General features: G+C 34.4%; 23 protein-coding genes and 1 pseudogene. 16 read left to right on the forward strand and 8 right to left on the reverse strand.

Going from position 1 to position 25832, the window contains the following annotated elements:
- From DMB95_RS01475 to DMB95_RS01500, 6 genes are all read left to right on the forward strand, one after another.
- The coding region (locus DMB95_RS01475) for a DUF2972 domain-containing protein (protein ID WP_142930610.1) at window positions 1-1295 on the forward strand (1295 nt) is incomplete at its 5' end.
- Between the two features lie 87 nt (window positions 1296-1382).
- Window positions 1383-2702, forward strand: coding sequence for an NCS2 family permease (locus DMB95_RS01480; protein WP_142930611.1), 1320 nt, complete (start codon window positions 1383-1385; stop codon window positions 2700-2702).
- A gap of 9 nt (window positions 2703-2711) precedes the next feature.
- The gene (locus DMB95_RS01485; protein WP_142930612.1) at window positions 2712-3149 is read left to right on the forward strand and encodes a phosphoribosyltransferase; all 438 of its coding nucleotides are present in this window, start codon (window positions 2712-2714) and stop codon (window positions 3147-3149) included.
- A 116-nt stretch (window positions 3150-3265) separates the two neighbouring features.
- Complete coding sequence (locus DMB95_RS01490; protein ID WP_142930613.1) at window positions 3266-3952, forward strand: MlaA family lipoprotein; 687 nt, start codon at window positions 3266-3268, stop codon at window positions 3950-3952.
- An 11-nt stretch (window positions 3953-3963) separates the two neighbouring features.
- A complete protein-coding gene (locus DMB95_RS01495) occupies window positions 3964-4545 on the forward strand; it encodes an MlaC/ttg2D family ABC transporter substrate-binding protein (RefSeq protein WP_142930614.1) in 582 nt (193 codons plus the stop codon).
- Window positions 4545-6965: an efflux RND transporter permease subunit gene (locus DMB95_RS01500; protein ID WP_442861440.1), complete on the forward strand. Its 2421-nt coding sequence runs from the start codon at window positions 4545-4547 to the stop codon at window positions 6963-6965. Before DMB95_RS01495 ends, DMB95_RS01500 begins: the two co-directional genes overlap by 1 nt.
- Before the next feature lie 56 nt (window positions 6966-7021).
- Here DMB95_RS01500 and DMB95_RS01505 read toward each other — a convergent pair whose 3' ends face one another.
- The gene (locus tag DMB95_RS01505; RefSeq protein WP_142930616.1) at window positions 7022-7630 is read right to left on the reverse strand and encodes a non-canonical purine NTP pyrophosphatase; all 609 of its coding nucleotides are present in this window, start codon (window positions 7628-7630) and stop codon (window positions 7022-7024) included.
- 44 nt (window positions 7631-7674) lie between these two features.
- Entirely contained in the window at window positions 7675-8544 is an 870-nt protein-coding gene (locus DMB95_RS01510) for a hypothetical protein (RefSeq protein WP_142930617.1), read from the reverse strand.
- A 127-nt stretch (window positions 8545-8671) separates the two neighbouring features.
- On the opposite strand from DMB95_RS01510, the gene DMB95_RS01515 reads away from it, so the two are divergent.
- The 3 genes from DMB95_RS01515 to DMB95_RS01525 are packed head-to-tail and all read left to right on the forward strand — an operon-like array spanning window position 8672 to window position 11300.
- The gene (locus DMB95_RS01515; protein WP_142930618.1) at window positions 8672-9985 is read left to right on the forward strand and encodes an MFS transporter; all 1314 of its coding nucleotides are present in this window, start codon (window positions 8672-8674) and stop codon (window positions 9983-9985) included.
- 56 nt (window positions 9986-10041) lie between these two features.
- Window positions 10042-10770 carry a thioredoxin fold domain-containing protein gene (locus tag DMB95_RS01520; protein WP_142930619.1) on the forward strand — a complete coding sequence of 243 codons (729 nt, stop codon included), beginning with the start codon at window positions 10042-10044 and terminating at the stop codon, window positions 10768-10770.
- Window positions 10771-10772: 2 nt separating this feature from the next.
- Window positions 10773-11300, forward strand: coding sequence for a hypothetical protein (locus DMB95_RS01525; RefSeq protein ID WP_142930620.1), 528 nt, complete (start codon window positions 10773-10775; stop codon window positions 11298-11300).
- Window positions 11301-11449: 149 nt separating this feature from the next.
- Here the strand turns inward: DMB95_RS01525 and DMB95_RS01530 are convergent, their stop codons facing one another.
- A complete protein-coding gene (locus DMB95_RS01530) occupies window positions 11450-12046 on the reverse strand; it encodes a hypothetical protein (protein WP_142930621.1) in 597 nt (198 codons plus the stop codon).
- A 269-nt stretch (window positions 12047-12315) separates the two neighbouring features.
- Complete coding sequence (gene gdhA, locus DMB95_RS01535) at window positions 12316-13668, reverse strand: NADP-specific glutamate dehydrogenase (protein ID WP_142930622.1); 1353 nt, start codon at window positions 13666-13668, stop codon at window positions 12316-12318.
- 246 nt (window positions 13669-13914) lie between these two features.
- On the opposite strand from gdhA, the gene DMB95_RS01540 reads away from it, so the two are divergent.
- Window positions 13915-14880: a Ppx/GppA phosphatase family protein gene (locus tag DMB95_RS01540; protein WP_142930623.1), complete on the forward strand. Its 966-nt coding sequence runs from the start codon at window positions 13915-13917 to the stop codon at window positions 14878-14880.
- A 29-nt stretch (window positions 14881-14909) separates the two neighbouring features.
- Complete coding sequence (gene serC, locus DMB95_RS01545; RefSeq protein WP_142930624.1) at window positions 14910-15986, forward strand: phosphoserine transaminase; 1077 nt, start codon at window positions 14910-14912, stop codon at window positions 15984-15986.
- A 17-nt stretch (window positions 15987-16003) separates the two neighbouring features.
- Here the strand turns inward: serC and DMB95_RS01550 are convergent, their stop codons facing one another.
- Complete coding sequence (locus DMB95_RS01550; RefSeq protein WP_142930625.1) at window positions 16004-16825, reverse strand: peptidylprolyl isomerase; 822 nt, start codon at window positions 16823-16825, stop codon at window positions 16004-16006.
- A gap of 64 nt (window positions 16826-16889) precedes the next feature.
- Between DMB95_RS01550 and gltX the strand changes: the two genes are divergently transcribed.
- From gltX to DMB95_RS01575, 5 genes are all read left to right on the forward strand, one after another.
- On the forward strand, window positions 16890-18293 hold the full coding sequence (gene gltX / locus DMB95_RS01555; protein WP_142930626.1) for a glutamate--tRNA ligase: 1404 nt from the start codon (window positions 16890-16892) through the stop codon (window positions 18291-18293).
- Window positions 18290-18949, forward strand: a complete 660-nt coding sequence (locus tag DMB95_RS01560; protein ID WP_142930627.1) for an MqnA/MqnD/SBP family protein — start codon at window positions 18290-18292, stop codon at window positions 18947-18949. Before gltX ends, DMB95_RS01560 begins: the two co-directional genes overlap by 4 nt.
- Window positions 18950-19018: 69 nt before the next feature.
- On the forward strand, window positions 19019-19789 hold the full coding sequence (locus tag DMB95_RS01565; protein ID WP_142930628.1) for a pyridoxine 5'-phosphate synthase: 771 nt from the start codon (window positions 19019-19021) through the stop codon (window positions 19787-19789).
- Complete coding sequence (gene pdxA / locus DMB95_RS01570; RefSeq protein ID WP_142930629.1) at window positions 19786-20970, forward strand: 4-hydroxythreonine-4-phosphate dehydrogenase; 1185 nt, start codon at window positions 19786-19788, stop codon at window positions 20968-20970. Before DMB95_RS01565 ends, pdxA begins: the two co-directional genes overlap by 4 nt.
- Before the next feature lie 92 nt (window positions 20971-21062).
- Window positions 21063-22598, forward strand: a complete 1536-nt coding sequence (locus DMB95_RS01575; protein WP_137631977.1) for an inorganic phosphate transporter — start codon at window positions 21063-21065, stop codon at window positions 22596-22598.
- Here DMB95_RS01575 and DMB95_RS01580 read toward each other — a convergent pair.
- From DMB95_RS01580 to DMB95_RS01590, 3 genes and pseudogenes are all read right to left on the reverse strand, one after another.
- Window positions 22576-23895 carry a (Fe-S)-binding protein gene (locus DMB95_RS01580; protein WP_142930630.1) on the reverse strand — a complete coding sequence of 440 codons (1320 nt, stop codon included), beginning with the start codon at window positions 23893-23895 and terminating at the stop codon, window positions 22576-22578. The two genes, DMB95_RS01575 and DMB95_RS01580, sit on opposite strands and share 23 nt — an antisense overlap.
- 2 nt (window positions 23896-23897) lie before the next feature.
- The gene (gene hemN / locus DMB95_RS01585) at window positions 23898-25250 is read right to left on the reverse strand and encodes an oxygen-independent coproporphyrinogen III oxidase (RefSeq protein ID WP_142930631.1); all 1353 of its coding nucleotides are present in this window, start codon (window positions 25248-25250) and stop codon (window positions 23898-23900) included.
- Window positions 25237-25729: pseudogene (locus DMB95_RS01590) on the reverse strand (DUF2603 domain-containing protein). Before DMB95_RS01590 ends, hemN begins: the two are co-directional and overlap by 14 nt.
- Window positions 25730-25832 lie beyond the last annotated feature (103 nt).

The raw sequence follows: 25832 nt of genomic DNA on the forward strand, positions 1-25832 counted from the left end.
AATTTAAAGAAAAATATCTTGAGACTAAACATCCTTATCCTGCTTTGCTTGATTGTGATGTTTTAAATGAGAATTTAGAACAAAGACAAAAGAGTGTAGGAGATGAGGATAAAACTAATAAAAACTTATTTGTTAATAAAGGTTTATCTTATGCTGATATAGAAGCTGATATTGCTTGGGAGTTGAATTTGGGGTTGCCGAGGAAATGTGGATTTGTTGCTTTTTTACCGCATACTTTTGGGCGAGGGGCACTATGCTCAGCACTAAATGCGGCTGGGGCTAATTTAACCACATTAAGAAATGGTAAAAGAGATTATATAAGAATTTTTAATTTGCTTAAGAAAGAGCGAGTAAATATCGATTTTGATGCTGTGTATTATAGAAATAAAGATATTGATAAAACAATGCATCTTTTACCTAAAAATACTCTTGCACTTCTTGCTTCTAGAGATCCTATCGACTCATTAACAAGTTTTTTAAATGTTCGCTGGCCAAAGCAAAGAGAAAAATATTATAAATCTTTAACACTTGATGATACAAACTTTAAAGAAATTGCTGATCGGACAAGATTTCTTCACGGCGGAGTCACAGAGCGTCTCGTTGAATATGCAACTTTTAAAGGACTTGATCTTTATTATCATGAAAGCTTGCTTTATATGATGATGTTTTATGATTATGTATTAAAAACTTGTAAGAATTTTGATAAATATATTATTGTAGATTTTCAAGAAAATTTACCAGACAACACTTTTTCTACTATCAATGCTTTGAGCAAGAAATTAAATATAAAAGGTGTAAAATTTGAGGATATATCCTATCTAAAGTCTAATAAAGCCGCAGCTTATGCTTTAGGATTACCAATAACTCTTTATGTCAATGAGGAGATTAACATTGTCATTAATAATTTTGTGCCTTCTCAAAATGATATAATAGAGCTTAATGAATCTAATTTTTTGCAGATTGAAAGTCCTTACTTAAAACTTTATTATTTAATTGACAAAAGTCAATATGAAATTCTTAATAAAGACTTGTGTTTATGTGAAAAGGTAAGAGTATGGATTAAAAAATTTCATTTTGAACTTAATGAACATTGGAAAGAAACAAAGAGTAGGGGTATGACTAATGAAAAAATGCTTGATTTTTTAAGAAAAGAAACAAAATACAGAAAGATTTTTAAAGAGCTTTTCGATAAAAATTTTGCTTATATCAAACAAACTCGCCCTGACATTATCGCTTCTTGGAAATACTATAATGAATTTGAAAAAATGTGTGAGGAGTTGGATAAAAAGGCTTAAAAACCAAACAAGACACAAAATTTTGAGTTGTTTTTGCGAATTTATGTTATAATAAAATCTTATCTAAAACTTCAATAGAGGCTTAAGATGGATTTTTTCAAGCTTAAAGAAAACAAAACTAACATTGCAACTGAGTGTATAGCTGGGCTTACCACTTTTTTAACTATGATTTATATTATCCCTGTCAATGCAAGCATAGTCTCTAATAGTGGTATGCCATTTGATGCTTTAATCATCGCCACAGCCTTAGTAACCATCATCGCAACTACCATTAATGCCCTTTATGCCAACACTCCTATAGCTATGAGTGTTGGCATGGGTTTGAATGTGTATTTTACCTTTGGTGTGTGCGTAGCTTTAAATATCCCTTGGCAAAGTGCCTTAGGAGCAGTGTTTATCTCTGGTGTTGTTTTTTTACTCCTTTCTTTTACAAATTTTCGTGTCTGGGTCGTAAAGAGCATACCACAGGACTTAAGACTTGCTATATCAGCTGGCATAGGAGCCTTTATCGCCTTTGTGGCTTTGCAAAATTTAGGCATAGTTAAAGCCGATCAAAGCACCCTTGTTGCTTTGGGGGATTTTAAGGATACAAAGGTGCTTTTTGGGCTTTTTGCTTTGTTTTTGGTGATCTTATTTTGGGCTTTTAAGCTTAAAGCAGCTTTTATCTTAGCCATACTTGTAAGTTCTTTAATTGCTTGGATTTTTGGCATAAATGGGGCAAGTTTTCCAAAAGAAATCTTTTCTTTACCAAATTTAAGCGGAGAAAATGGCTTAAGTGAAATATTTCTTAAACTTGATATCAAAGCAGCCCTTGAGCTTTCAATGATCCCTATTATACTGACTTTTTTTGTAACTCAGCTTTTTGATGGGGTTGGCACGATTACTGGCATTGGGGTGCGGGGTAAAATTTTTGATGATAAAAAAGAAGGAGATAAAAAACTTGGTAAAACCTTAAGTGCAGACGCTGCAGCTTCAGTGATAGGAGCTGGTATTGGCACTTCAACAGTTACAGCTTTTGTAGAAAGCACTTCTGGAGTAGAAAGCGGAGGAAGGACAGGCTTAACTGCCCTTGTGGTTGCGCTTTGCTTTGCTTTGACTTTATTTTTGTTGCCTTTGTTTAAGGCTATACCTTCAAGTGCGATTTATCCAGTGCTTATTATGGTAGGAATTTTAATGTTTATGAATGTCAAAGACATAGACTTTAAAGACCCAGCCGTAGCCGTTGCGAGCTTTTTTATCATCATTTTAATGCCACTGACTTATTCGATTACAACCGGTTTTGCTTTTGGCTTTTTAGCGTATATCTTAGTGCGTATATTTCGTAGGGAATTTTCTCAAATTTCACTTGGCATTTTGGCTTTAAGTGCGATTTCTTTGCTTGTTTTTTGCTTGCAATTTTTTAGATAGGAGGAAAAAATGATCGTTTATCCGTATGAGGAATTTGAAAAAGATGTCAAAGTTTTAGCCAAACAAATAAGAAACAATTTTAACCCAGACGCTATCGTTGCAGTAGCTAGAGGAGGTATGACTTTAGGACATTTTTTAGCTATGCATATCAATACTCGTTTGATTTTTACACTGAATTCTATCCATTATAATGATACTGCAAAGCTAGGGCATATAGAAATTTTTAATATCCCCAAACTAAGTAAATTTGACAAAGTTTTAATTGTTGATGATATCATAGATAGTGGTGAAACCATGCAAGAAATTTTAAGAATTTTAAAAGAAAAATTTCCAAAGATAGAATTTAAGGTGGCAAGCTTATTTTACAAAGATCAAGCCCTTTTAGAGCCTGAATTTAAGGTAAAAAAAACAGATGAATGGATAGAGTTTTTTTGGGAAAAGATATAAAACTCAAATTTTAAGCACATTGTGGTGCTAAAACTAGCTAAATGCTACTTTTAACATTAACTTTACAATTTATTAATTTATGCTAAAATCCTAGCTTTGATTGTTTAAGGAAGAATTTGAAAAAAATTATCTTTTGTCTTTTTTTATGCTTAAGCGTGCTGAGTTTTGGGCAGGATTTTGAGGACTTTGAGCAAGAATTTAGCTTTGAGGTGTATGATCCTTTAAGAGGGTATAATGAAGTGATGACTTCGTTTAATCTTGGCTTTTATAAATACGCTGCTAGACCGGTAAGTAAAGCGTATGGATATGTTACGCCTGATTTTATAAGATATGGGGTAAGAAATTTCACAAACAATATATTTATGCCTTTGCGTTTTATCAATAATGTCTTGCAGTTTAAATTCAAAGAAGCTGGCACGGAACTTAAACGCTTTGGTGTAAATGTTGTTTTTGGTTTTTTTGGTTTTATCGACGCGGCAAGTAAGACAAATATCCCCAAATATCCAGCCGATTTTGGCACAACTTTAGCTCATTGGGGTGTAGGAAGTGGCTTTCATCTTGTGCTGCCTTTTTTAGGACCAAGCAATCTTAGAGATACGCTTTCTTTGCCGGTAAATTGGTACTCTAGCCCAACTGGTTATATTGATCCATTTTTGTTAAGCGTTGGTGTAAATTCGTATATTATAATGAATGATATGAGTTTTGAACTTGATACTTTTGATGAGATTTATTTTAATACCCCAAATCTCTATCCGTTTTTGCGCGATGCGTATGAAAAAAGGCGGATTGAGATGAGTAAATAAGGAGATAAAAGATGAAAAAAATACTTTGCATACTCTGTTTGAGCGTGTTTTATGCCTTTGCTTTAAAACTTGAGAGCCTGCCACAAATCATGCAAGAAAATATAGATAAAAGCCTTGTTTTATTGCAAAATACCGCTAAGGACAAAAGCAAAGCTGCTGATGGGATTTTTAAGCTTTTTGATCCTATATTTGATTATAAACTTATGGCAAAACTTAGTCTTTCAAAAAACTATGATAAGCTTAGTGCGAGCCAAAAAGCTGAATTTGATACAGCTTTTGAAGCCCAGCTCAAATCAAGTTTTACGAGCAAACTTAGCCTTTATACAAACGAGCGTATCCAAGTAAAAAAACTCGAGCAAAAAAACGATACAAGAGTGTGGCTTCACTCGGTTATGGTTATAGATGGTGAAGCTAAAAATATCATTTTTAAATTCTACAAAGCCAAAAATGATGAATGGTTGATCTATGATGTCGATGTTTTAGGTATTTCTATCATACAAACTTATCGTTCCCAGTTTGCTGATTTGTTTGAAAAAGAAGGTTTTCAAAGTTTGCTTGTCAAGCTTAAAACGATTGATTTTGAGGGCAAATGATCTTTGAAACTCTGTTTAAAACCCTCATTAAACACGCTAAACTTACACTTTTTATAAGCCTTAGTATATGTGTGTTTTTAAGCTTTTTTGCCAGCAAACTTAGCGTTGATGCCAGTGCTGATAGCCTGCTTTTAGAAAATGATGAGGATTTAAGCTTTTATAGACAGATCAATGAGCGTTATAAGAGTGATGATTTTTTAATGATTGCTCTGCGTTTTAAGGATGAAAATCCTTTTAGCGAAGCCAATCTTAAAATGATACAAAATTTGCAAAACGAACTTGAAGCGATCAAAGGCGTGCAAAGAATTTTAAGCATTATCAACGCTCCTTTGCTTACCAGCAAAGATAATGAAGACTTAAAAGCCTTACTTGAGCATATCCCAAGCCTTGCTGATGAGGATATTAACAAAAGCAAAGCTAAAGCTGAAATTCTAAACAGCCCCTTTTATCAAAACAATATCATCTCAAAAGATGGCAAAACTACAGCTTTGATTGTGTATTTTGAGCCAAATTTAGCGTATCTTGAGCTTATAAAAGAGCGTCAAAATACAACAAATGAAGCCTTAAAAGCTCAAATTCAAAACAAGCTTGATCGTATAAGCGAGCAAAATAAACTCGAAAATAAAACACGACTTGATACCATAAAAGCCATCACTTCGCACTATGAAAAGCAAATCGGTGCGATTTATCTTGGCGGTGTGAGTATGATCGCTGATGATATGATTAGTTATATTAAGGCTGATTTGTGGGTGTATGGCGTGGCTTTAAGCTTGCTTTTAACGCTTGTTTTGTGGTTGTTTTTTCGCAAAATTTCTTTTGTATTTTTAGCACTTTTAACTTGTTTTGTCTCGCTAAGTGTGGCAAGTGGAGTGTTTGCTCTGCTTGGCTTTAAGATCACGGTGATTTCATCAAATTATCTTGCTTTTATGCTTATTATTAGTATTTCTTTGATTATCCATCTTATCACGCATTTTATTCATCTTAATAAAAAATTTCCAAAAGCAAATTCGGCTAGACTTACTCTAGCTACACTTTTGGCGAAATTAAAACCAAGTTTTTACGCTATCTTAACTACAGCCATTGGCTTTTTAAGCCTCATTTTTTCAAATATAGAGCCTATCATTAAGCTTGGTATAATGATGAGTATAGGCATAAGCATAAGTCTTGTTTTAAGCTTTGTTTTCTTTGCGTGTTTGATGCCTTTTTTTGCTAGCAAGAAGCTTTTTGAGCAAAGCTTTAATTTTGGCTTTTTGGCATGGTGTGCGAATTTTAGTTTTAGGCGAAAAAAACTTGTTTTTCTTGTCAGTGTGCTGTGCCTTATCATCGCTTTTTTTGGAATTTTACAGCTTAGGGTTGAAAATTCTTTTGTGAATTATTTTAAAGAAAGTTCTGAGATTAAAAAAGGCTTGCTTGTTATTGACGAACATTTGGGTGGCACTATGCCTTTAGAAGTCGTGCTTCGATTTCAAAACAAAAGCTTGCAAGCTACTCAAGATAGCTTTGAAGATGAATTTAACGCACTGGCTGAAGAAAAGACTTATTTTTTTAGTGCTGATAAGATACGTTTGGTTAAAAAAGTGCATGATTATTTTACTCAAAAGGAATTTGTCGGCTCAACTCTTAGCTTAAATAGTCTTTTAATACTTGGCAAAAGTATCAATGAGGGTAAAGATTTAGATGATTTTGCTTTGGCTTTTTTGTATGAAAATTTACCTTTGAATTTTAAAAATGAACTTTTAAATCCCTTTGTCAATGTTGATGAGAACGAACTTCGCTTTGTTATGCGTATAAAAGACTCTGATGCAACGCTTCAAAGAAATGAGTTTTTAAAAAGTATAAATGAAGAACTTGGCACGCTTTTGCAAGGTGAAGCCCTTGAGTTTAGGCTTAGTGGCATAATGCTCCTTTATAATAATATGCTTCAAAGTCTTTTTGCATCGCAGTTTAATACTCTTGTTTTTGTGATTATAGCGATTTTTGCCCTTTTTGTGCTGGTGTTTAAAAGCTTTAAACTTGCTCTTGTAGGCATACTTGCCAATATCATTCCTTTAAGTCTTGTTTTTGCTTTTATGGGCTTTTTGGGCTTAAGTCTTGATCTTATGAGTATAACTATAGCAGCTATTTGTATAGGTATAGGCGTAGATGATAGCATACATTATATTTACCGATTTAAAGAAGAGCTTGGCAAAAAAAGCTTGCAAGAAGCGTTAATAGCTTCTCATCTTCACATAGGATCAGCTTTGTTTCAAAGCAAGGTTGCCATTATTTTAGGCTTTAGTGTTATGATGAGTAGTAATTTTATCCCAACGATTTATTTTGGCTTTTTAACTCTTATCGTGATGATACTTTTGCTTTTAGGTAGTCTTATCTTGCTACCTAGCTTGCTTTCAAGCCTAAGATTGCAAAACAAACAAGTATAAAGCCATAAATACAACATACGCCATAATAATTACAAATATATATTTGATAAATGCCTTCATTTTTTTCCTTTGCAAAAAGTATTGAGCCAAATTTGACTCAAACTCAAAGCTCTAAAGCGATGAGAAATACCTCGTTTCACACTTTCATCAAGCTCACCTAGGGTTTGATGAAAGCCATTTGGGATAAAAAGGCTATCATAGCCAAAGCCATTTTGTCCTTTTTGTGTATCAATAACCCTGCCATGCAAAAAGCCATGCGAATAAAACTCGCCTAAATTTGAGCTTAAAGCTATGCAGGCTGTATAATGAGCCTTGCTTTCTTTAAGATCAAGCTTTTCAAGCTCTTTGATGAGTTTTGCTCTGTTACTTCCATCATCACCTTGTGCTGAAAAGCGCGCTGAATGAATTCCTGGCTTATTATCAAGTGCGGCGACACTCAAGCCACTATCATCACTTAAAACCACAAATTCAGCCCTTTGCTTAGCGTTTAAGGCTTCAAAGACAGCTCTACTTTTAATCAAAGCATTTTCTTTAAAACTTCTGCCATTTTCTTCTATTTCAAAGGGTTTTAGCACCTCATCAAAGGCATAAATTTCAAAGCCACTGAGCAAATCTTTGATCTCTTTAAGCTTATGTTTGTTTGAGCTCGCAAATACAATCTTCATTTATGCTCCATAAAAGCCTTTATTATAGCAAATTTCAAAGAATTTTAAGCCTTTTCCTGAAAGATTTTTTCTAAATTATCTTTGCAAATACCTTTATACACAAAGTAAATATCAACAAGATTAAACACAAACAAGCAAGCAAAGCCATATGCAGCATAAAAACGAATATCTGGTGTTAAAAATAACATACACACAAAAACAGCCAAAAATGCACCAAGCTTCATCACACCGATCTTTAAATCGCCCTTATAAAAGCGATCAAGACTTAAACCACAAAATATACACATAGGCAAAAGACTAAAAATAAGGCTAAGATAAGGGCTTTTAAGCCTTAAACCCATAAGCCTTAAAAGCTCGTTTTCATCAGCATTTTGCATATGTTTAAAAAGAGCTTCTTTGTGTTTTGATTGAATTTTGCTTTGTATTTGTTCATATAAAACACTCGTATAATATGGATAAAAAACACTCATAAGGGATTTCAAATTTGCATTTTTAATGGTAAGGAAACATACACTTAAATCTACAAAATTGACAAGCCACAACACACTCAACATAGCAGATAAAATTATAGAAAAAGAAGAAAAACTAGGATCAAATCCAAATACATAATAACCCCCAAAAGATATCCACACAAGCAAAACCCACGATAAAGCCACCCCTGCCTTAGCCAGAGCAAGTTTTTCATCTCCTTTATAAAGTCTATCAAAGCTTAACAAACCAAAACTCAAAAAAAATGGAAAGATACCACACAAAAGGCATTTTAAAGGACTTTTAAGTGGAATTTGTAAAAGTCTTTTAAAATATTTTTCCTGATCTTGTTGTATTTTTAGGGTATTTAAAAGGTTAAAGAGATCATTTTTATATAATTTGCTTTTTAATTTATCTTGAAGTAATAGTTCTTCTTGTGCTTGCATAAACTTCCTTAAAGTGTGAAAAATAAGGCTTATTATAGCTTAGTTTTGCTTAAAAAATGTATTTGTATTAATGATAAATTTAGCTAAGCTCAGTAAAATTAAAATTTTAATACATCAAGGAAAATCAATGCTAAAAAGCGTCTTACCACTTTCATTTATCATCGCGACAAGATTTTTTGGGCTTTTTATCGTGCTTCCTGTTTTAAGTGTCTATGCCTTAGGACTTGATAAGGCTACGCCTTTTTTAGTGGGCTTACTCGTTGGAATTTATGCTTTAACTCAAATGATCTTACAAGTGCCTTTTGGCATTTTAAGTGATAAAATAGGACGCAAAAAAACTATGCTTTTGGGGCTACTCATCTTTATCATAGGCTCAATCATTTGTGCTGAAGCAAAAGATATATATATCATGCTTTTAGGTAGAGCTTTACAAGGTGCTGGGGCTATTGGGGCTGTGGCTGTGGCGATGATTAGTGATTTTATCAGCGAGGAAAAACGCTCTAAGGCTATGGCGTTAATGGGCGCATTTATAGGCTTAGCCTTTGCAAGTTCTTTAATCCTCGCTCCTTTAATGAGTGAAAAATTTGGACTTTCAAGCCTTTTTTATCTTAGCATAGCTTTAACTTTACTTTGCATAGTGCTTTTATATACTTGGGTGCCAAAAGAAAGCAAGATCATACAACATGATGAAAAAACTCCACTCAAACGCTTTTTGATAGAGAAAAATTTTGCTTTGATGAATTTAACAAATTTTTCACAAAAAATGCTTATGAGTATAAGCTTTTTATTGATCCCTTTGGTGCTTACAAGGTTTAGACTTGATTTGTTTGATACTTATCTTTACTCGATGATCGCTGGTTTTGTGGCTATGGGTATGGCTGGAGCTTTGGGGGAAAAAAGAGGGCTTGCTAAGGGTATGCTTTTGCTTGGGGTTGTTTTCTTTGCTGTGGCATATTTTTTCTTTGCTTGTGTGCCTGCTCTTGGATTTTTAAGCTGGGGAAGGCTTGTTTTTATTTTAGCTGTGGTGCTGTTTTTTGTGGGCTTTAATTTGCATGAGCCCATTATGCAAAGCTGTGCTTCTAAATTTGCTAAGGCTGGCGAAAAAGGGGCGGCTTTAGGCATGTTTAATTCTTTTGGCTATGCTGGAAGCTTTGCGGGCGGTGTAGTAGGTGGCTTTGTGCTGAGTGAGAGGGCGGATTGGTATTTTTCTTTAGGCTTACTTGTTCTTGTTGTATTTATCGTGCTTTGGTTTATTTTGCTGTGTTTTCTTAAAAATCCAAGCGAATTTAAAAATATCTATCTGCCTTTAAGTCAAAAACTTGATACAAACGAACTTTTAAAGCTTAAAGGCATAGTTGAAATTTATGAAAACACGCAACACAAAGTCGTCAAATACGACTCAAAACTCATTGATGAAAAAGAAATTCAAAATAAGCTTTAACGAAATATTTACAAAGCCAAATTACAATATAAGAAATTCATAAAAAGGAAAAAAAGATGAAAAAGCTCCTCAGCCTTTCAGCCCTTACTTTAAGCATGGTTTTTTCTCAAGCATTTGCTGATAAAAATGATGAGGCGATTAAGTTTTATACTGATTTGATTAAAATGCAAGTGCCAAATGCTAAAGTTTCAGTTTTGAAAAAAGAAAAACTTGAAAACTCAAATATCACAAGCGTAGAGCTAAGTATAAAAGTTGGCGAACAAAGCACGCAAGATATTATTTTCGTGCAAGATGATTTTATCTTTCCAGAAGTCATTGATGTCAAACAAAAAAGAATGTATCGCCAAGAATACGAAATGACTTCGCTAGAGCAACAAAGAGCAGAATTTTCACAAAAAGCAAAAGCTGCCCTTAAAAATGAAACGCAAATCATCACACTAGGCGATAAAAATAAGCCTGTTTTGTATGTTTTTAGCGATCCTGAGTGTCCTTATTGTAGAGCGCATTTAGCAGGCATTGAAGAAGAACTTAAAGAAAATCAGCTCAAACTCATCATCACTCCAGTGCATGGAAAAAGTGCTTTTGAAAAAACAGCTTTGATTTACAAAGAAAGCAAAAACGCCAAAACAGACGCGCAAAAAATCGCTATTTTAAGAAAATACTATGATGAAAATATCAAAAATTACGATAAAGTCTCTCAAAAAGAACTAAACACTTACTACGCTCTTTTTGAAAAATACCAAAAGCTTGGTTTAAGATCGGTTCCAACTCTCATTAAAGAATAAAAATGCGAATTTGTATCCTTGTCTTTTTTACTCTTTTGTTTTCAGCGTGTGCTTCTAAGGTTGAAAGCTTTATACAAACGAGCAATGAGGGTATTTTTATCAAAACCACTTTACCAAAAAGTGTAAGTATAAATTTACAAAATCCAGCCCAAATTCCAAATACGCTTCAAACAAAACTTGAAAATGCCCTTGTAAGTAAGGGCTTTAGTATAGCCACAAATGCAAATGCTGCAGACTTTGAAATTTTACTTAATCTTGTTGATTTTAGGAAATTTTCTTACGCAAGAAAGATAAACAGTGGTAGCGTAGGCTTTATATATGGACCTTTTATGAGGGTTGATTATGATTATGAGGTAGAAAATTTTTACCTTTTGCAAGTTAATATTCAAATCACAAACACACTCACAAAAGAAGCACAAAAGACAAGCTTAATCGCTAGAACAAGCTTTCTGGCTAATACAAAAGAAAGCAAAGCTTCCCTAGAAGATAAAATCATCACTCAAATTTTAAGCTTTTTTTATGTATATTAAACCCTGCTAAGGCTAAATTTAAGGTATTTTATAATACACAAAAACAATAAAAACTTTAAAGCACATTCTTAAAAGAGGCTTTAAAGCTTTTTATTATGATTAAGTGTAGATCAAATCACTTAGAATTTTTAAAATTAAGCCCAAGTTTATCACTTCGCTAAGAGTCTGCCTCTTTTATCCACCAAGCCTTCTTTAGCAGCCTTGTCGATAATCGTTTTTAGTGTATCACTCGTTTGTATCAGCTTATAATACTCTTGTGCATTGGGCGTGAAAATTTGTTCAAAGATATGTTTATACTTTGGCTCATCATAAATAAAATTCGTAATTTTTTGAAAATATGCCAAATACACATCCTGCATCATTTCAACCGCGTTTAACGCTGGGATAATGGGATTTGCTCCTTCTGGTAAATCTGTAAGCTCAAGCTCTTCTTTAACTTTTCTTTGCCTTTCTTTTATCATTGCTTTAGAGATATTTCTAAGCTTGTTTTTATCTTGTGCATTTATATGCTTTGAAACAATCCTATAATAACTCGAATAAAAATTATCCATTGCAGCAGAAAGCTTATTTTCATACTCTATCATCAAAGCCGATTGATTACATAAAAGCAATTCATCATCATTATCTACCACTTTAGCACAATCAAAGCTAGGTGGTAAAATCTCTTGCTCCAGCATTTCATCAATGCTTAAAGCATGAAGCAAAGAGAAGCAAAAAGCCAAAATCGCTAATGTATATTTTTTCATTTTCACTCCTTTTTTAAATTTCTATTAATATTTAAAATTTTTAAATTCAAATACAATTTATTCATTCATATTCTCCTAATAACGCCATTCATCACTTATTTAAAGATTTAAATACGCTATAATGAATAAAACTTATATGATATTTATCGTTTTTTGTCTAAATTTATGTAAAGAATATAAGATATCATCAATCCTACTTAAAAAGCAAAACCACTAAAGCAACTAAGATGAGTTTAAGCTTAGCTCATCTTAGTTCAATTTTAAATTTATCAGCAATACCCTTGCTCAAGCATAGCTTCAGCGACTTTTCTAAAGCCAGCTATATTTGAGCCTACGACAAGGTTTCCAGCGTGTTTGAATTCCTTTGCGGTTTCATAAGAATTATGAAAGATGTCCTTCATAATCTTATGCAGTTTTTTATCCACTTCTTCAAAGCTCCATTGCGCCATGCTTGCATTTTGTTGCATTTCAAGCTGAGAAGTAGCTACCCCGCCAGCATTTGCAGCCTTAGCTGGAGCAAAATGAAAGTCTTTTTGAGCAAGCATAAAATCAATCGCTTCTAAAGAGCTTGGCATATTTGCGCCCTCAGCCACAAAACGACAACCATTAGCATAAAGGGTTTTAATATCGGCTAAATTCAGCTCATTTTCAGTCGCGCTTGGAAAAGCTCCATCGCATTTGACGCTCCAAACGCCATTTGTGCCTTTTTTGTATTTATCTACACTTACAAATTCAGCACCTTTTTTTGCTTTTGCATAATCACTCACTCTGCCTCGCTTGACTTCTTTAATCTCTTTTAAAAGCTTAAGATCAATGCCTTCTTTATCATACACAAAACCAGAGCTATCACTAATCGTAACAGCTTTTGCACCAAAAGCAGCAAGTTTTTCTATAGTATAAATAGCCACATTTCCACTTCCTGAGACAGCACAAACCTTGCCTTCAAGCGAATCTTTTGCCTTTTTAAGCATTTCATCAGCAAAATATACACAACCATAGCCTGTAGCTTCAGTCCTTGCAAGGCTTCCGCCCCATTTTAGCCCTTTTCCTGTAAGTGTGCCGTCAAATAAATTTGTCAGCTTTTTATACGCTCCAAACATATAGCCTATCTCTCGCCCACCAACGCCTATATCGCCAGCTGGCACATCAGTATTTGCTCCGATGATTTTACTGAGTTCTAACATAAAAGCTTGGCAAAATCTCATAATCTCGCCCTCGCTCTTACCCTTAGGATCAAAGTCTGATCCGCCTTTACCACCGCCTATCATAAGTCCTGTTAAAGAATTTTTAAAGATTTGCTCAAAGCCTAAAAATTTAAGCACATCTAAATTTACACTTGGGTGAAAACGAAGTCCGCCCTTATAAGGTCCAAGAGCCGAACTAAACTGCACGCGATAACCTAAATTTGTCTGAGCTTTGCCTTTATCATCAATCCACACAACGCGAAATTGAGTAACTTTTTCTGGCACCACAAGTCTTTCTAAAATGCTGTGCTGTTCGTATCTTTTATCTGCCTTTAAAATAGGCTCTATAGAATGTAAAACCTCAGTAGCAGCTTGTAAAAAAGTAGGCTGAGAAGCTTTTTTGATATTTTCTAGCACCTTGTTAATGTATGCACTCATTGGCTCTCCTTTTGTATTTAAGTTTTAACTCAAACATTTTACAAAAAATCAGCTTTAAAAATACTTTAAAAAATATTTAAATTCATAAAAAAACTTAACAAATTTATAATTTATATAAAACTTTCTAACTATATCTATAATTTTGAGTTTAATGATAAAAAAGTTAAATTTGAAGCGATAAGGCGAAAATATTATTATAAAATAACATAAAAAATTTATGAAAATTGTAAGTAAAGAAAGGAAAAAATGCTTGGCATTGATCTTGGCTCAAACACGCTTCGAGCTGTTGAAATGAATGAACGTTTTAAGGCGATAAAAGAAGCTGAATTTGTTATCGGCGCGGCTCGTGATTTAAGCAAGAGCAAAGAAATTTCTCAAAAAGCGATTGAAAGACTTAAAAATGCTTTAAAGGAGCTTGAAAATCAGGGTTTTGAGCTTAAAAATGCTTATGCAGTAGCTACGGCTGCGTTTCGCAAAGCAAGCAATACTGAGGCGATTTTTAAAGAGTTAAAACAAGAATTTGGTGTAAATTTTAGGCTTATTAGTGCTGATGAAGAGGCTAGATTGAGCGTTTTGGGTATGAAAAATGCGCTGAAAAACTTAAATTTTATGGAAAAAAATCTTGCATTTTGTGATTTGGGTGGAGCAAGCTGTGAGCTTTCTTTTAAGAACTTCTCACAAAGTTTTGATTTTGGTATCATTTCTTTTTATGAAAAAGCAAAAGCGAATTTTAAATTTACTCAAAATGCGAATTTATCAGCCTTTAATACAAGATATTTTTTAAAAAATAACACAGATAAAAAACTTAAACTTGAGTTTTTGCTTAAAGATCGATTCCTTAAACATCTTGCTTTTGAGGCTTTTAAGCAAAGTGATGAAGCTTTGCAAAAACTAAAGCATTTTCAGGGCAGGGTTGTGGTGCTTAATTCTGGTGTGCCTACAAGCGTAGCAGCCCTTAAAAAAGGCATAATATATCAAAACTATCAAGCAAGGCTTATTAATGGCACATTTTTAAGGCAGAATGACTTTTTGCATTTTGCCTTAAAACTTTCAAAGATGAGTAAAGCTCAAGCTGATTTTTGGGTAGGAAAAGACAGAAGCCATTTTCTTATCGCTGGAGCGTTTTTGCTTTTTGCTTTGTTTGATAGGCAAAAGCTCGTCGTTGTTGATGAGGGTTTAAGAGAAGGTGTTTGTATCGCGGCACAAAATTAGCTATAATTTCATTTTGCAAAGGAGAACAGATGAGAAAAATCAATTTTAGCGCAGGTCCATCAACCCTGCCCTTAAGTATCTTAAAACAAGCTCAAGAAGAGCTTTTAGACTATGAAAATAAGGGCTTTTCTATTATGGAGATCAGCCATAGAACCAAAGTTTTTGAAGAAGTGCATTTTGAAGCGATGAATAATGCAAAAAAACTTTATGGCATAGATGATGAGTATGAAGTGCTGTTTTTGCAAGGTGGAGCAAGCCTTCAATTTGCGATGATTCCTATGAATTTAGCCTTAAATGGAGTATGCGAATATGTCAATACTGGCATTTGGACAAAAAAAGCCATTAAAGAAGCTTTGATTTTAGGCATCAAGCACAAAGTCATCGCAAGTAGCGAAGATCAAAGCTTTTCTTATATCCCAGAATTTGAGTTTTCGCCAAATGCTGATTATGGTTATATTTGCTCAAACAACACTATCTATGGCACGCAGTATAAAAGCTATCCAAAGAGTAAATGCCCTTTAATCGTCGATGCTTCAAGTGATTTTTTCTCAAGAAAGGTTGATTTTAGCAATATAGGTGTGTTGTATGGAGGCGTGCAAAAAAATGCTGGAATTTCAGGGCTTGCTTGTGTGATTATCCGCAAAGATATGCTTGAAAGATCTAAGCAAAAAAACATACCAAGTATGCTTAAATACAGCATTCACAGCGAAAATAATTCTTTATTTAACACACCGCCAACCTTTGCGATTTATATGTTTGCTTTAGAGATGAAATGGCTTTTAGAGCAAGGCGGACTTGATAAGGTGCATGCAAACAATCAAGCCAAAGCTAGGCTTTTGTATAGCACTATCGATGAAAGCAAGGGCTTTTATAAGGGGCATGCAAAGGTTGAGGATCGTTCTTTGATGAATGTGAGCTTTAATATAGCCACAAATGCTGAGCTTGAGCCAATTTTCATCGAAGAAGCCCAAAAGCAAGATATGTTAGGACTTAAAGGACACAGGCTTTTGGGTGGAATTCGTGCGAGTATTTATAATGCTATCACTTTAGAGCAGGTTAAAACCTTGTGTGAATTTATGAAGCACTTTCAAGCTAAATTTGGTTAAGAATGTAAAAATGGGCTTTAGCGAAGGTATTGTATCGTCGCTTTTGCCCTTGCTTTATCAAAAAAATCCTTAATAAAATTTTGCCTTTGCTCGTTGATATAGACATTTGCTACCTCTTCTTTAATCTGCTCAAAAGGCAGTGTTTGAGGCTGATGTTTGGCTTTGACTTGATAAATGCTTAACTCGCCGCTGTTTTGGAGTATAGGCGAAAATTCGTTGATATTAAGTCTTGAAAGAAAGGCGAGCAAACGTGGATCAGCATTGCTTGTGTTTAAATTTTCTCTATGCTCTTTCACGCCAGAAGCTTTTTTACCACCTTTTTGTAAATTTTCTAAATCCTTTGCTTCATAAGAGCTAAAAATATTAACATCAATGCTTGCGTAAAGCACAAACTCATTTGAATGTGTTTCAAAATACGATCTCATCGCATCTTCACTATTATCGATTTTTGCTCCGCTTGCCACTGCTTCGTAAAGCTTTTTTCTTTGCATTTGCTTTTTAAAATCTTCTTTAAAATCCTCCAAGCTTTCACCACTTGAGCTTAAACTTGCTTGCAGACTTTGCATACTGCCCCCACTTTGAGCTAGCATTTTATTTAACTCGTTTTCAAGTTCAAACTCATTGATAAAAATTCCCATTCTTTTAGCTTCGCTCTCTTCTAAACGATCATTTATAAGCATAGATATAGCTTGATTTCTTGGCACTTTAAGTTCATTCATCGCTTCGTTAATCTCAAAGGAGGTGATAGGCTCTTTATTAACGATGATAGCGATAGAATTGATTTCTTGTGCGTGATTTAAAGAGAGTAAAAAGCATAAAAAAAAGCAAATTTTTTTCATATCAAACCTTTATTTAAGTATAAATATTGCATTATATCAATAAATTTTTACTAAAGGGCAAAAAATGCAAAATTTAACAACTCGTTTTGCTCCAAGCCCCACAGGATACTTGCATATCGGGGGTTTAAGAACAGCACTTTTTAATTATCTTTATGCACGCAAAAATGGGGGCAAGTTTTTGTTGCGTATAGAAGATACAGACTTAAAACGCAATAGCCAGCAAGCAACTGAGGCTATAATACAAGCTTTTAAGTGGTGCAAGCTTGATTATGATGGAGCTATAGAGTATCAATCCAAACGTTTTGATATCTATAAAACTTATATCCAACAATTGCTTGATGAGGGCAAGGCGTATTATTGTTATATGAGTAAAGAAGAGCTTGACGCGCTAAGAGCGGCTCAAGAAGCTAGAAAAGAACGACCTAGGTATGATGGGCGTTATAGAGATTTCACCGGCACGCCACCAGCTGGGATTGCACCGGTTGTGAGGATTAAAGCACCTCAAACAGGAAGTATTTCTTTTATCGACGGCGTAAAGGGCGATATAAGCTTTGAGGTAAAGGATATAATAGATGATTTTATCATCGCAAGAAGCGATTTAAGCCCAACTTATAATTTTACTGTTGTGATTGATGATGCTTTAATGGGTGTGAGTGATGTGATACGAGGCGATGATCATCTTTCAAACACGCCTAAGCAAATCGTGCTTTATAAGGCTTTAGGCTTTAAGGTTCCAAAATTTTATCATCTAGCCATGATACACGGCGAGGATGGCAAAAAGCTTTCAAAAAGGCATGGGGCAACTGATGTGATGGAGTATAAGGCTTTAGGCTTTTTACCTGAGGCTTTGTTAAATTTTTTAGTGCGTTTGGGCTGGAGTCATGGCGATGATGAAATTTTTTCTTTAGAAGAGCTTAAAAAGATATTTGATCCAAGTCATATTAGCAAAAGTGCTTCAACTTATAGCTTTAAAAAGCTTGAATGGCTCAATGCTCATTATATCAAAACCCTAGCTTTTAAGGAATTAAATGAGCATATAAAAGAGCTTGGCTTTGATTTTTCTAGCATAAGCAAAGGAGAGTTTTTACTTGATCTTTTAAGAGAAAGGGCAAAAACCTTGCTAGAGCTTATAAGTTCTGCAAAAAGCATACTTAATACCCCGCAAAACTATGATGAAAAAGCAGTGGCAAAATTTATCAGCGAGGCAAGCTTAGAGCTTTTAGAGGACTTTTTAACTTCTTTAAAGGCTGAAAAAAACTCTGGCACAATGAAAGCAAGCGAGCTTGAAGGCTTTACAAATAGCTTTTTAGAAAGCAAAAATGCTAAGCTAAAAGATCTAGCCCAAGCCTTACGCATAGCCATTACTGGAAGTTCAGTAAGCCCGAGTATCTTTGAAGTGCTTGAATTTATAGGCTTAGATGAGCTAGAACTAAGGGTAAATGCCTTTTTAAAGGCGATGAAGAAATGATATTTGGCAAGATTGATTATATCAATTTACTGCCCTTGCATATCTATCTTAAAAAATACCCCCTGCCAAATGGCTTTAAAAAGGCTATGGAGTATAAAAAGGGCGTGCCAAGTAAGCTTAATCGTGACTTATTTTTCGCACGCATAGACGCAGCTGTAATTTCAAGCATAGAAAGTGCGCGTAAAAAATACCAGAATTTAGACTTTGGAATTTGTGCCAATAAAAAAGTCAAATCCGTCCTTGTTGAAAAAAACACCAAGTCAGCAAAAGACACAGCTTCAGCAACTTCAAATGCCCTAGCTCGTGTTTTAAAACAAAAAGGCAGAGTAATCATAGGCGATAAGGCTTTAAAGCTTTATTTAAAAGAGCCAAATGCCTATATTGATTTGTGTGAGTGTTGGTATGAAAAGACAAATTTACCCTTTGTGTTTGCTCGCTTTTCTTGCCTTAGAAAAAAGGCTTTATTTGCAAAAATTTTAAGTCAGTTTGATAAAGAAAAGATTAAAATTCCAAACTATATACTCAAGCATTATGCCCAAAGTAGGGGTATAAGTGAGGCTGAGATTAAGGCATATTTAAGTCTAATTTATTATGATATAAAGGTAAAAGAAAAAAAGGCTTTAAAATGTTTTTTAAAAGAAGCTTCAAGGCTTTAATAAAAGCAAAATCAAGCTTTTGATCTATGAGGTATGTATTCATTTTAAGTTAAATTCAAAGGATAAATCATGCTTTTAGGCGTAAATATCGATCATATCGCTGTTTTAAGAGAGGCTCGAAAGGTTGATGATCCTCAAGTACTTGAGGCAGCATTTGTAGCTGCAAGATATGCTGATCTTATCACGCTTCATGTAAGAGAAGATCGCCGACATGCCAATGAAAACGATCTTAAAGAGATCACCACACTTTGCAAAAGCGTAGTGAATTTAGAGTGTGCTAATACTGATGAAATGATAGAGCTCGCCCTGCGTTATAAGCCTTACAAAGTTACTTTAGTGCCTGAAAAAAGGCAAGAACTTACCACAGAAGGCGGCTTAAATCTCGATATAAAAGGGCTTGATAGCAATATTAACAAACTTAAGCAAGCTGGGATTGAAGTTTCTCTTTTTATAGACGCGAACGAAGCTGATATCTCTAAAGCCAAGCTTTTAAATGCCGATAGCATAGAGCTTCACACTGGAGTGTATGCAAATTTACATAATGCCCTTTTTAGCAATATCCTACGCACACCTTATAAGATCAAAGAATTTGATCTTGATAAAAGCAACTTAAAGCTCAAGCTTGAAAATGAGCTAGAAAGGCTTAAAATAGCAGCTGCTTTGGCTCAAAGTTTAAATTTATTTGTCGTGGCTGGACATGGTTTAAATTATAAAAATGTCAAAGATATAGCCCAAATCAAAGAGATCAAAGAGCTTAACATAGGACAAAGTATCATTGCGCGTTCGGTTTTTGTCGGTTTAAAAGAAGCCATTTTAGAGATGAAAAGTTTGCTTGTATGAAAAAAACACCTCAAAAACGCCCAAAACTCGCCATCAGCATAGGCGATATTAATGGCATAGGTTTGGAGCTTTTGCTGACTTGTCATAAAAAAATTTCAAAATTTTGCGAGCCTTATTATTTTATCCATAAAAGACTTTTAAAACAAGGGCTTAAAAAGCTTGATTTGCACCTAGATGATGATTTTCATATCGTTGAGTTTGATAAGGGCGAGGTATTTGAATTTAAAGAAGATAAAAGCTCAAAAAAACTGCGTATCTCAAGCTTTATAAGCCCTATTCAAAGTAAAAGTAAGAGTGAATTTAGCATTCAAGCTTCAAAGATTGATAAAAACAGCGGTTTATACAGCTTTTTAAGTTTTCAAAGTGCGTGTTATTTTACCCAACAAGGCTTTGCAAAGGCGTTAATTACCCTGCCCATTCATAAAAAAGCTTGGCAGCTTGCAAATATAGACTATAAGGGGCATACTGGGGCTTTGAGTGATTTTTTTAAACAAGATGCTATTATGATGCTTGGTTGTTCTAAGCTTTTTGTTGCTCTTTTTACCGAACATATCCCCTTAAATGAGGTAAGCAAGCGTATCCAAATTCCAGCTTTAACTCGCTTTTTGATTAACTTTTACACACAAACTCATTTTAAAAATATAGGCGTTTTAGGCTTTAATCCGCACGCAGGAGATTATGGGGCGATTGGTGGAGCTGAAGAAGAAAAGATGAGAAAAGCTGTGCAGATAAGCAATGTTTTTTTAAATTTAAAAGAAAATCATAAAAATCAAAATTTTTTAGAAGCATATTTTGAAAAAAATAATGATGCATATATCCTAGAAAAGCTTTTAAAAGAACCTAAGATATATGATATGCTTTATCAAAAAATGCATATAAAGCATTTTTATATCCCTGAAATTTTAGTCGCTGATACAGCCTTTAGCAAAGCTTCTTTAAAGCATTGTAACCGCCTTGTAAGTATGTATCATGATCTTGGGCTTGCTCCACTTAAAGCTTTGTATTTTGAAAAAAGTGTAAATATTAGCTTGAATTTACCTATCATTCGAACAAGTGTTGATCATGGCACTGCTTTTGATAAGGCTTATAAAAATGCAAAACTGAGTACAAAAAGTTATGAAGAAGCGGTAAAATCAGCCTTAAAGCTCATAAAAACAAAGCATTCTTCACGCCATTTTTAAACACTTTCAAGTAAATTTTTTATTTTTAAAAGCAAAAAAAGCGAAATCAAGCTATAATGATGATTTAAAAATCATTAAAAAAAGGTTTTATCGTGTTAAGAGATAATGCTGCGGCTTTGTTTATCTTTGTTATCAGCGTGATTTGCTTTTGGATATGGGGATATAATTATATCCCAAATCACTATTTGATCTTATTTATTTTAGCGAGTGTTTTTGGCATTTTTATGGCATTTAACATAGGCGGAAATGATGTTGCAAATTCCTTTGGAACAAGTGTTGGGGCTAAAACAATCACGATCAAACAAGCCTTAATCATCGCGGCTGTGTTTGAGCTTAGCGGGGCAGTATTTGCTGGAGGTGAAGTGACTAAAACTATACGAAGCGGTATAGTTGTCTTTCCAACTGATTTAAATCCTATGCTTTTTGTCATTATTATGCTTTCTTCTCTTTTAAGCTCTGGCTTATGGATTTTTGTAGCGACAAAAAAGGGCTTGCCTGTTTCTACTACTCACAGCATTATAGGTGGTATAGTTGGTGCAAGTGTGGCTATGGGGGCGTTTTATTTTAGCGGAGCGCAAACTTTATCTATGGTAAATTGGCTTGAGATTGGCAGGATAGCCTTAAGCTGGGTGATTTCTCCACTTTTGGGTGGCTTGGTTTCTTATATGATCTTTTCTTATATCCACCGCAAAATTTTAAGCCCTTCACAAAAGCTTGGCGAAAACCTTAAAATCATCAAAAAAGAAAAGAAAAATTTCAAAGAAGAATTTTTCTCAAATCTTAAGCAAATGCCTCAAAGCGAGCAGATCAAAGAATTAAGTGCTATCGTTTTAGACGATGAAGATGATGATGAAAAAACAAAAAGTTTTTATAAAAATAAAATGAAAGAGTATAAAGAACAAGAAAAAAATATGGATATTTTTACAGAAGCTAAAACGCATATTCCTATGGTTGGTTGCGTTGCAGCGATGATTATTGCTTCTATGTTTTTGTTTAAAGGACTTGATAAAGTAAGCACGCTTAATGCTATACAAAATGTTTGGATTGTTTGTATCATCGGTATCATCGCTTATACACTTACTTTTGCGGTGGTTAGGATAGTTAAGAAAACAGAACTTAACAAAACTATAGATCGCATTTTTTCTTGGTTTCAAATTTTTACTGCTTCAAGCTTTGCATTTTCACATGGTGCAAATGATATTGCAAATGCTTTAGGGCCTTTTGCGGCGATTTTAGATGTGTTTAAAAATGGCGTGATTAATCCAAGCTCTCCTGTGCCTTTTGCTGTGCTTTTGATGTTTGGTATTGCTCTTGTGATAGGGCTTTGGTTCTTGGGAAAAGAAGTGATTACAACGGTTGGCTCAAAACTCGCACAAATCAAGCCTACAACAGGCTTTAGCGCAGAACTTGGTGCAAGTATAGTGATCTTGCTTGCGACACAATTTGGCATACCGGTAAGCTCTACACACATACTCATAGGAGCGATTTTAGGCATAGGCTTGTATAATAAAAACGCAAATTGGGCGATGATGAAGCCTATAGGTTTGGCTTGGATCATCACCTTGCCAGTTGCTGGGATTTTAGGGGCTGTGTTTTTCTTTGGCTTTAAGCTTGCTCTTGGCTTGTAAGCACCAAAGCGATAAGCTCGAGTGGATTTTTAAACAAAACTTCACTTTGAGCTTGAGTAAGAGCATTTGAAATTTGCATTCTACAGGCTGAGCATTCTGCGCTGATGATTTGAGCTTTGCTGGCTTTGATATCCTCTGCCTTTTTAAGCCCAACTTTTAAAGAATTTTCATAATACTCAGTTTGCATACTCACTCCACCAAAGCCACAGCAAGTATCTTTTTGTGAAAGCTCTACGAGTTTAAAATTCGCCCCTAATAAAGCTCTTGGCTCTTTAAAAACGCCTTGCATTTTCTTTGCATGACAAGGATCATGATAAGTGATAAGCAAATCTTGCTTGCCTCTTTTTTCAAGCAAGCTTAAAAGCTCATTTTGCTCATAAAAATATTTTGTTGCCAAAACGATCTTACTTGCAACTTGCTTTGCTCTTTTAGCCCAATCAGGTTGATTAAGTAGTTCAAAAAAATGCTCATAATCCACATTTAACATTGCCGAACAAGTCGCTTCTGGCACAATGATAGCTTCAAGAGTCTCAAGTTTTTTTTCAAAATATTCTATATTTTTTTTAGCCAAAACCTCAACTCTTTTAAAATCGCCCGTAAAATACTGAGGCGCTCCACAGCATACTTGATCTTTCATTAAATCCACATTGATCTTAAGCTCTTTAGCGATGGTTAAAACCGCTTCAGCCGTGCTTGTATAAGCATAGTTTGCTAAGCAACCCACAAAAAAGCCTATGCTTTTTGCTCCGCCATTATCTACAAATTCAGGCTGTGAGTTTAAAAAGCTTTTTTTGTTTAAGCTTATAAGCAAACGTCCTTTTTTCACCATAGGAAAAGAAAATCTTGCTCTCATACCAAAGCTTTTTTGTAAATCACCCTTTTTATCAGCATTTGCAATGCTATTTTGTCCTTGAATTTTAAAAGCACAGCTTTGAAAAACATAGCCAAATTTTGCCACTATATCCATAATCTTGCGTTTGGAAAGCAAGAAAAAAGCAAGTTTTTTATACCAAGCAATGCCGTATTTTTGAGCCAAATCAAAACGAATAGCCTCGATCGCACTATCAACCCGCAAGCTACTAGGACAAGCTTGCACGCAATTTGTGCATAAAAAACAGCTTTCAAATATCTTTTTGACATTTTTATCAAGCGCTAGCTCTTCTTCTTTTACCGCTGCGATTAAGTCTAAAAAGCCCCTTGGACTCGTTGTTTCATCAGCATTGATCTCATGGATAGTGCAAGCTGGGATACATTTGCCACATTTTACACACGCATTTGTTATATCTTTTAAAAGCATTATTACACCGTTTTTGAAAAAACTTTTTGATCGCGGTATTTTTGCAAATACGCATCAAAACACATAGCGATATTTCTTATCAGCAAAGCCCCTGTTTCATTGACTTTTAAGGCATTTTCATCAAGGCTAAAAAAGTCTTTGTATTCGTCTAAAAGTTCTAAATCCCTAGCAAAATAGGTCCTAAAATCAATACCAAATTCACGCTCAATACCTTTGATATCAAGAGCAAAATTTGCCATCAAAGACATAATCACAGCCTTTCGCAACTTATCATTATCATTTAAAAGCACGCCCTTTTCAAAAGGAAGTCTGCCCTCATCAATAGCCTTTTCATAGCTTGGCATATCTTTGTAATTTTGCGCATAATGACTCATACCCTCGCCTATGCTTGTAAGCCCAACACCGATTAAATCAGCTCCGCCTCTAGTAGTATAGCCTTGAAAATTTCTATGCAAAGAGCCATTTTCTAGGGCTTTAAACAATTCATCATCTGGTTTTGCAAAATGATCCATACCTATCATTTTATAATGATTTTGCGTTAAAAACTTTTCGCAGTATTCTAAAATTTCAAGCTTGACATCTGGACTTGGTAGGGTTGTTTCATCAAATTTACGCATATTTTTTTTAAGCCAAGGCACATGAGCGTAATTAAAAATCGCAAAGCGATCCGGATTTATAAGCAAGGCTTTTTCAAGAGTTTTGCTAAAACTTTGCAAATTTTGAAAAGGTAGTCCATAAATCAAGTCCATATTTACAGACTTAACGCCCTTGCTACGCATCATTTCTACCGCTTTTAAAGTCAGCTCAAAGGGCTGAATTCGATGAATTTCTTTTTGCACTTTTTCATCAAAGTCTTGCACGCCAAAGCTGATTCTGTTAAAGCCATTTTGTGTTAAAACCTCAGCTTGATCCTCGTTTAAAAACCTAGGATCAATCTCACAGCTTAGCTCAGCCTTATCATCAAAATTCACAAATACACTTTTTATCTTAGTGATTAAAGAAGCAAGTTGCGAGGCTGAAAAAAAAGTCGGTGTGCCACCACCAAAGTGCATTTGAACGACTTTTCTTTGTGTGTTTATGTGCGTTTTTAAAAGATCAAGTTCAGCAAATAGATACTTTAAATACCGCTCTTTATTTTCTTCCTTAGCAGTATAAATGACATTACAGCCGCAAAAATAACACGCACTCCTACAAAAAGGCAGGTGAAAATACAAAGACAAATCCCTTGTTTGAGCCTTAAGAATGTTTATATAATCTTGATATGCAAACTCAGCATTGAATTCTAAAGCCGTAGGATAAGAAGTGTAACGAGGTCCGGGTTTTGAATACTTCACAAAAGCCTTATAATCTCTCATTGTGCTTCACCTTGCATGACAAGACTTTCCATATCGACAAAAAGATTTGGGTGTTCTTTTTTGATATTTTCCATGAGCTTTGAAAGATCGATATTAAGTTGAGTGGTGTTATTTTTAGCTTGTTTTTTGATCTCGTCCATCGCCACAATCCAAACATCATTAAAATCAATGGGAATTTGCTGATAAATCGCCTTTTCAAGCCTAAGCTCAAAATTTTCTTTTTGAAGTTCTTTAAGTCCTTCAAGCATACTTTTAAGGCTATTGATTGAAATCAAAGTATGCAAATTATCTTCTTCATCGATGACAAACCAAGGTTCAGGAGCTTGCCAATGTCCGCTTTTAAGGCTTAAAATTTTTTCGTTTTCATTTTGGGTATTTTTGAGTTCAAGTATAGTTTTATCATCTGCTTTAATGCCTAAATTCTGACTTAATTCATCTATCTTTTGAAGGCTTTTACTTTGTTTTTCTAGGCTTTTCATCAATTTTTCCTTGTTTGTTCGTTTATGATTTTAAGATTATAGCACTTTTTGACTTAGAAAGATAAAACAAAAAGAGAAAAAGCTTTAAAAACTTTAGCACAAG

The sequence above is a fragment of the Campylobacter sp. MIT 12-8780 genome (assembly GCF_006864535.1).
Taxonomy (GTDB): domain Bacteria; phylum Campylobacterota; class Campylobacteria; order Campylobacterales; family Campylobacteraceae; genus Campylobacter_D.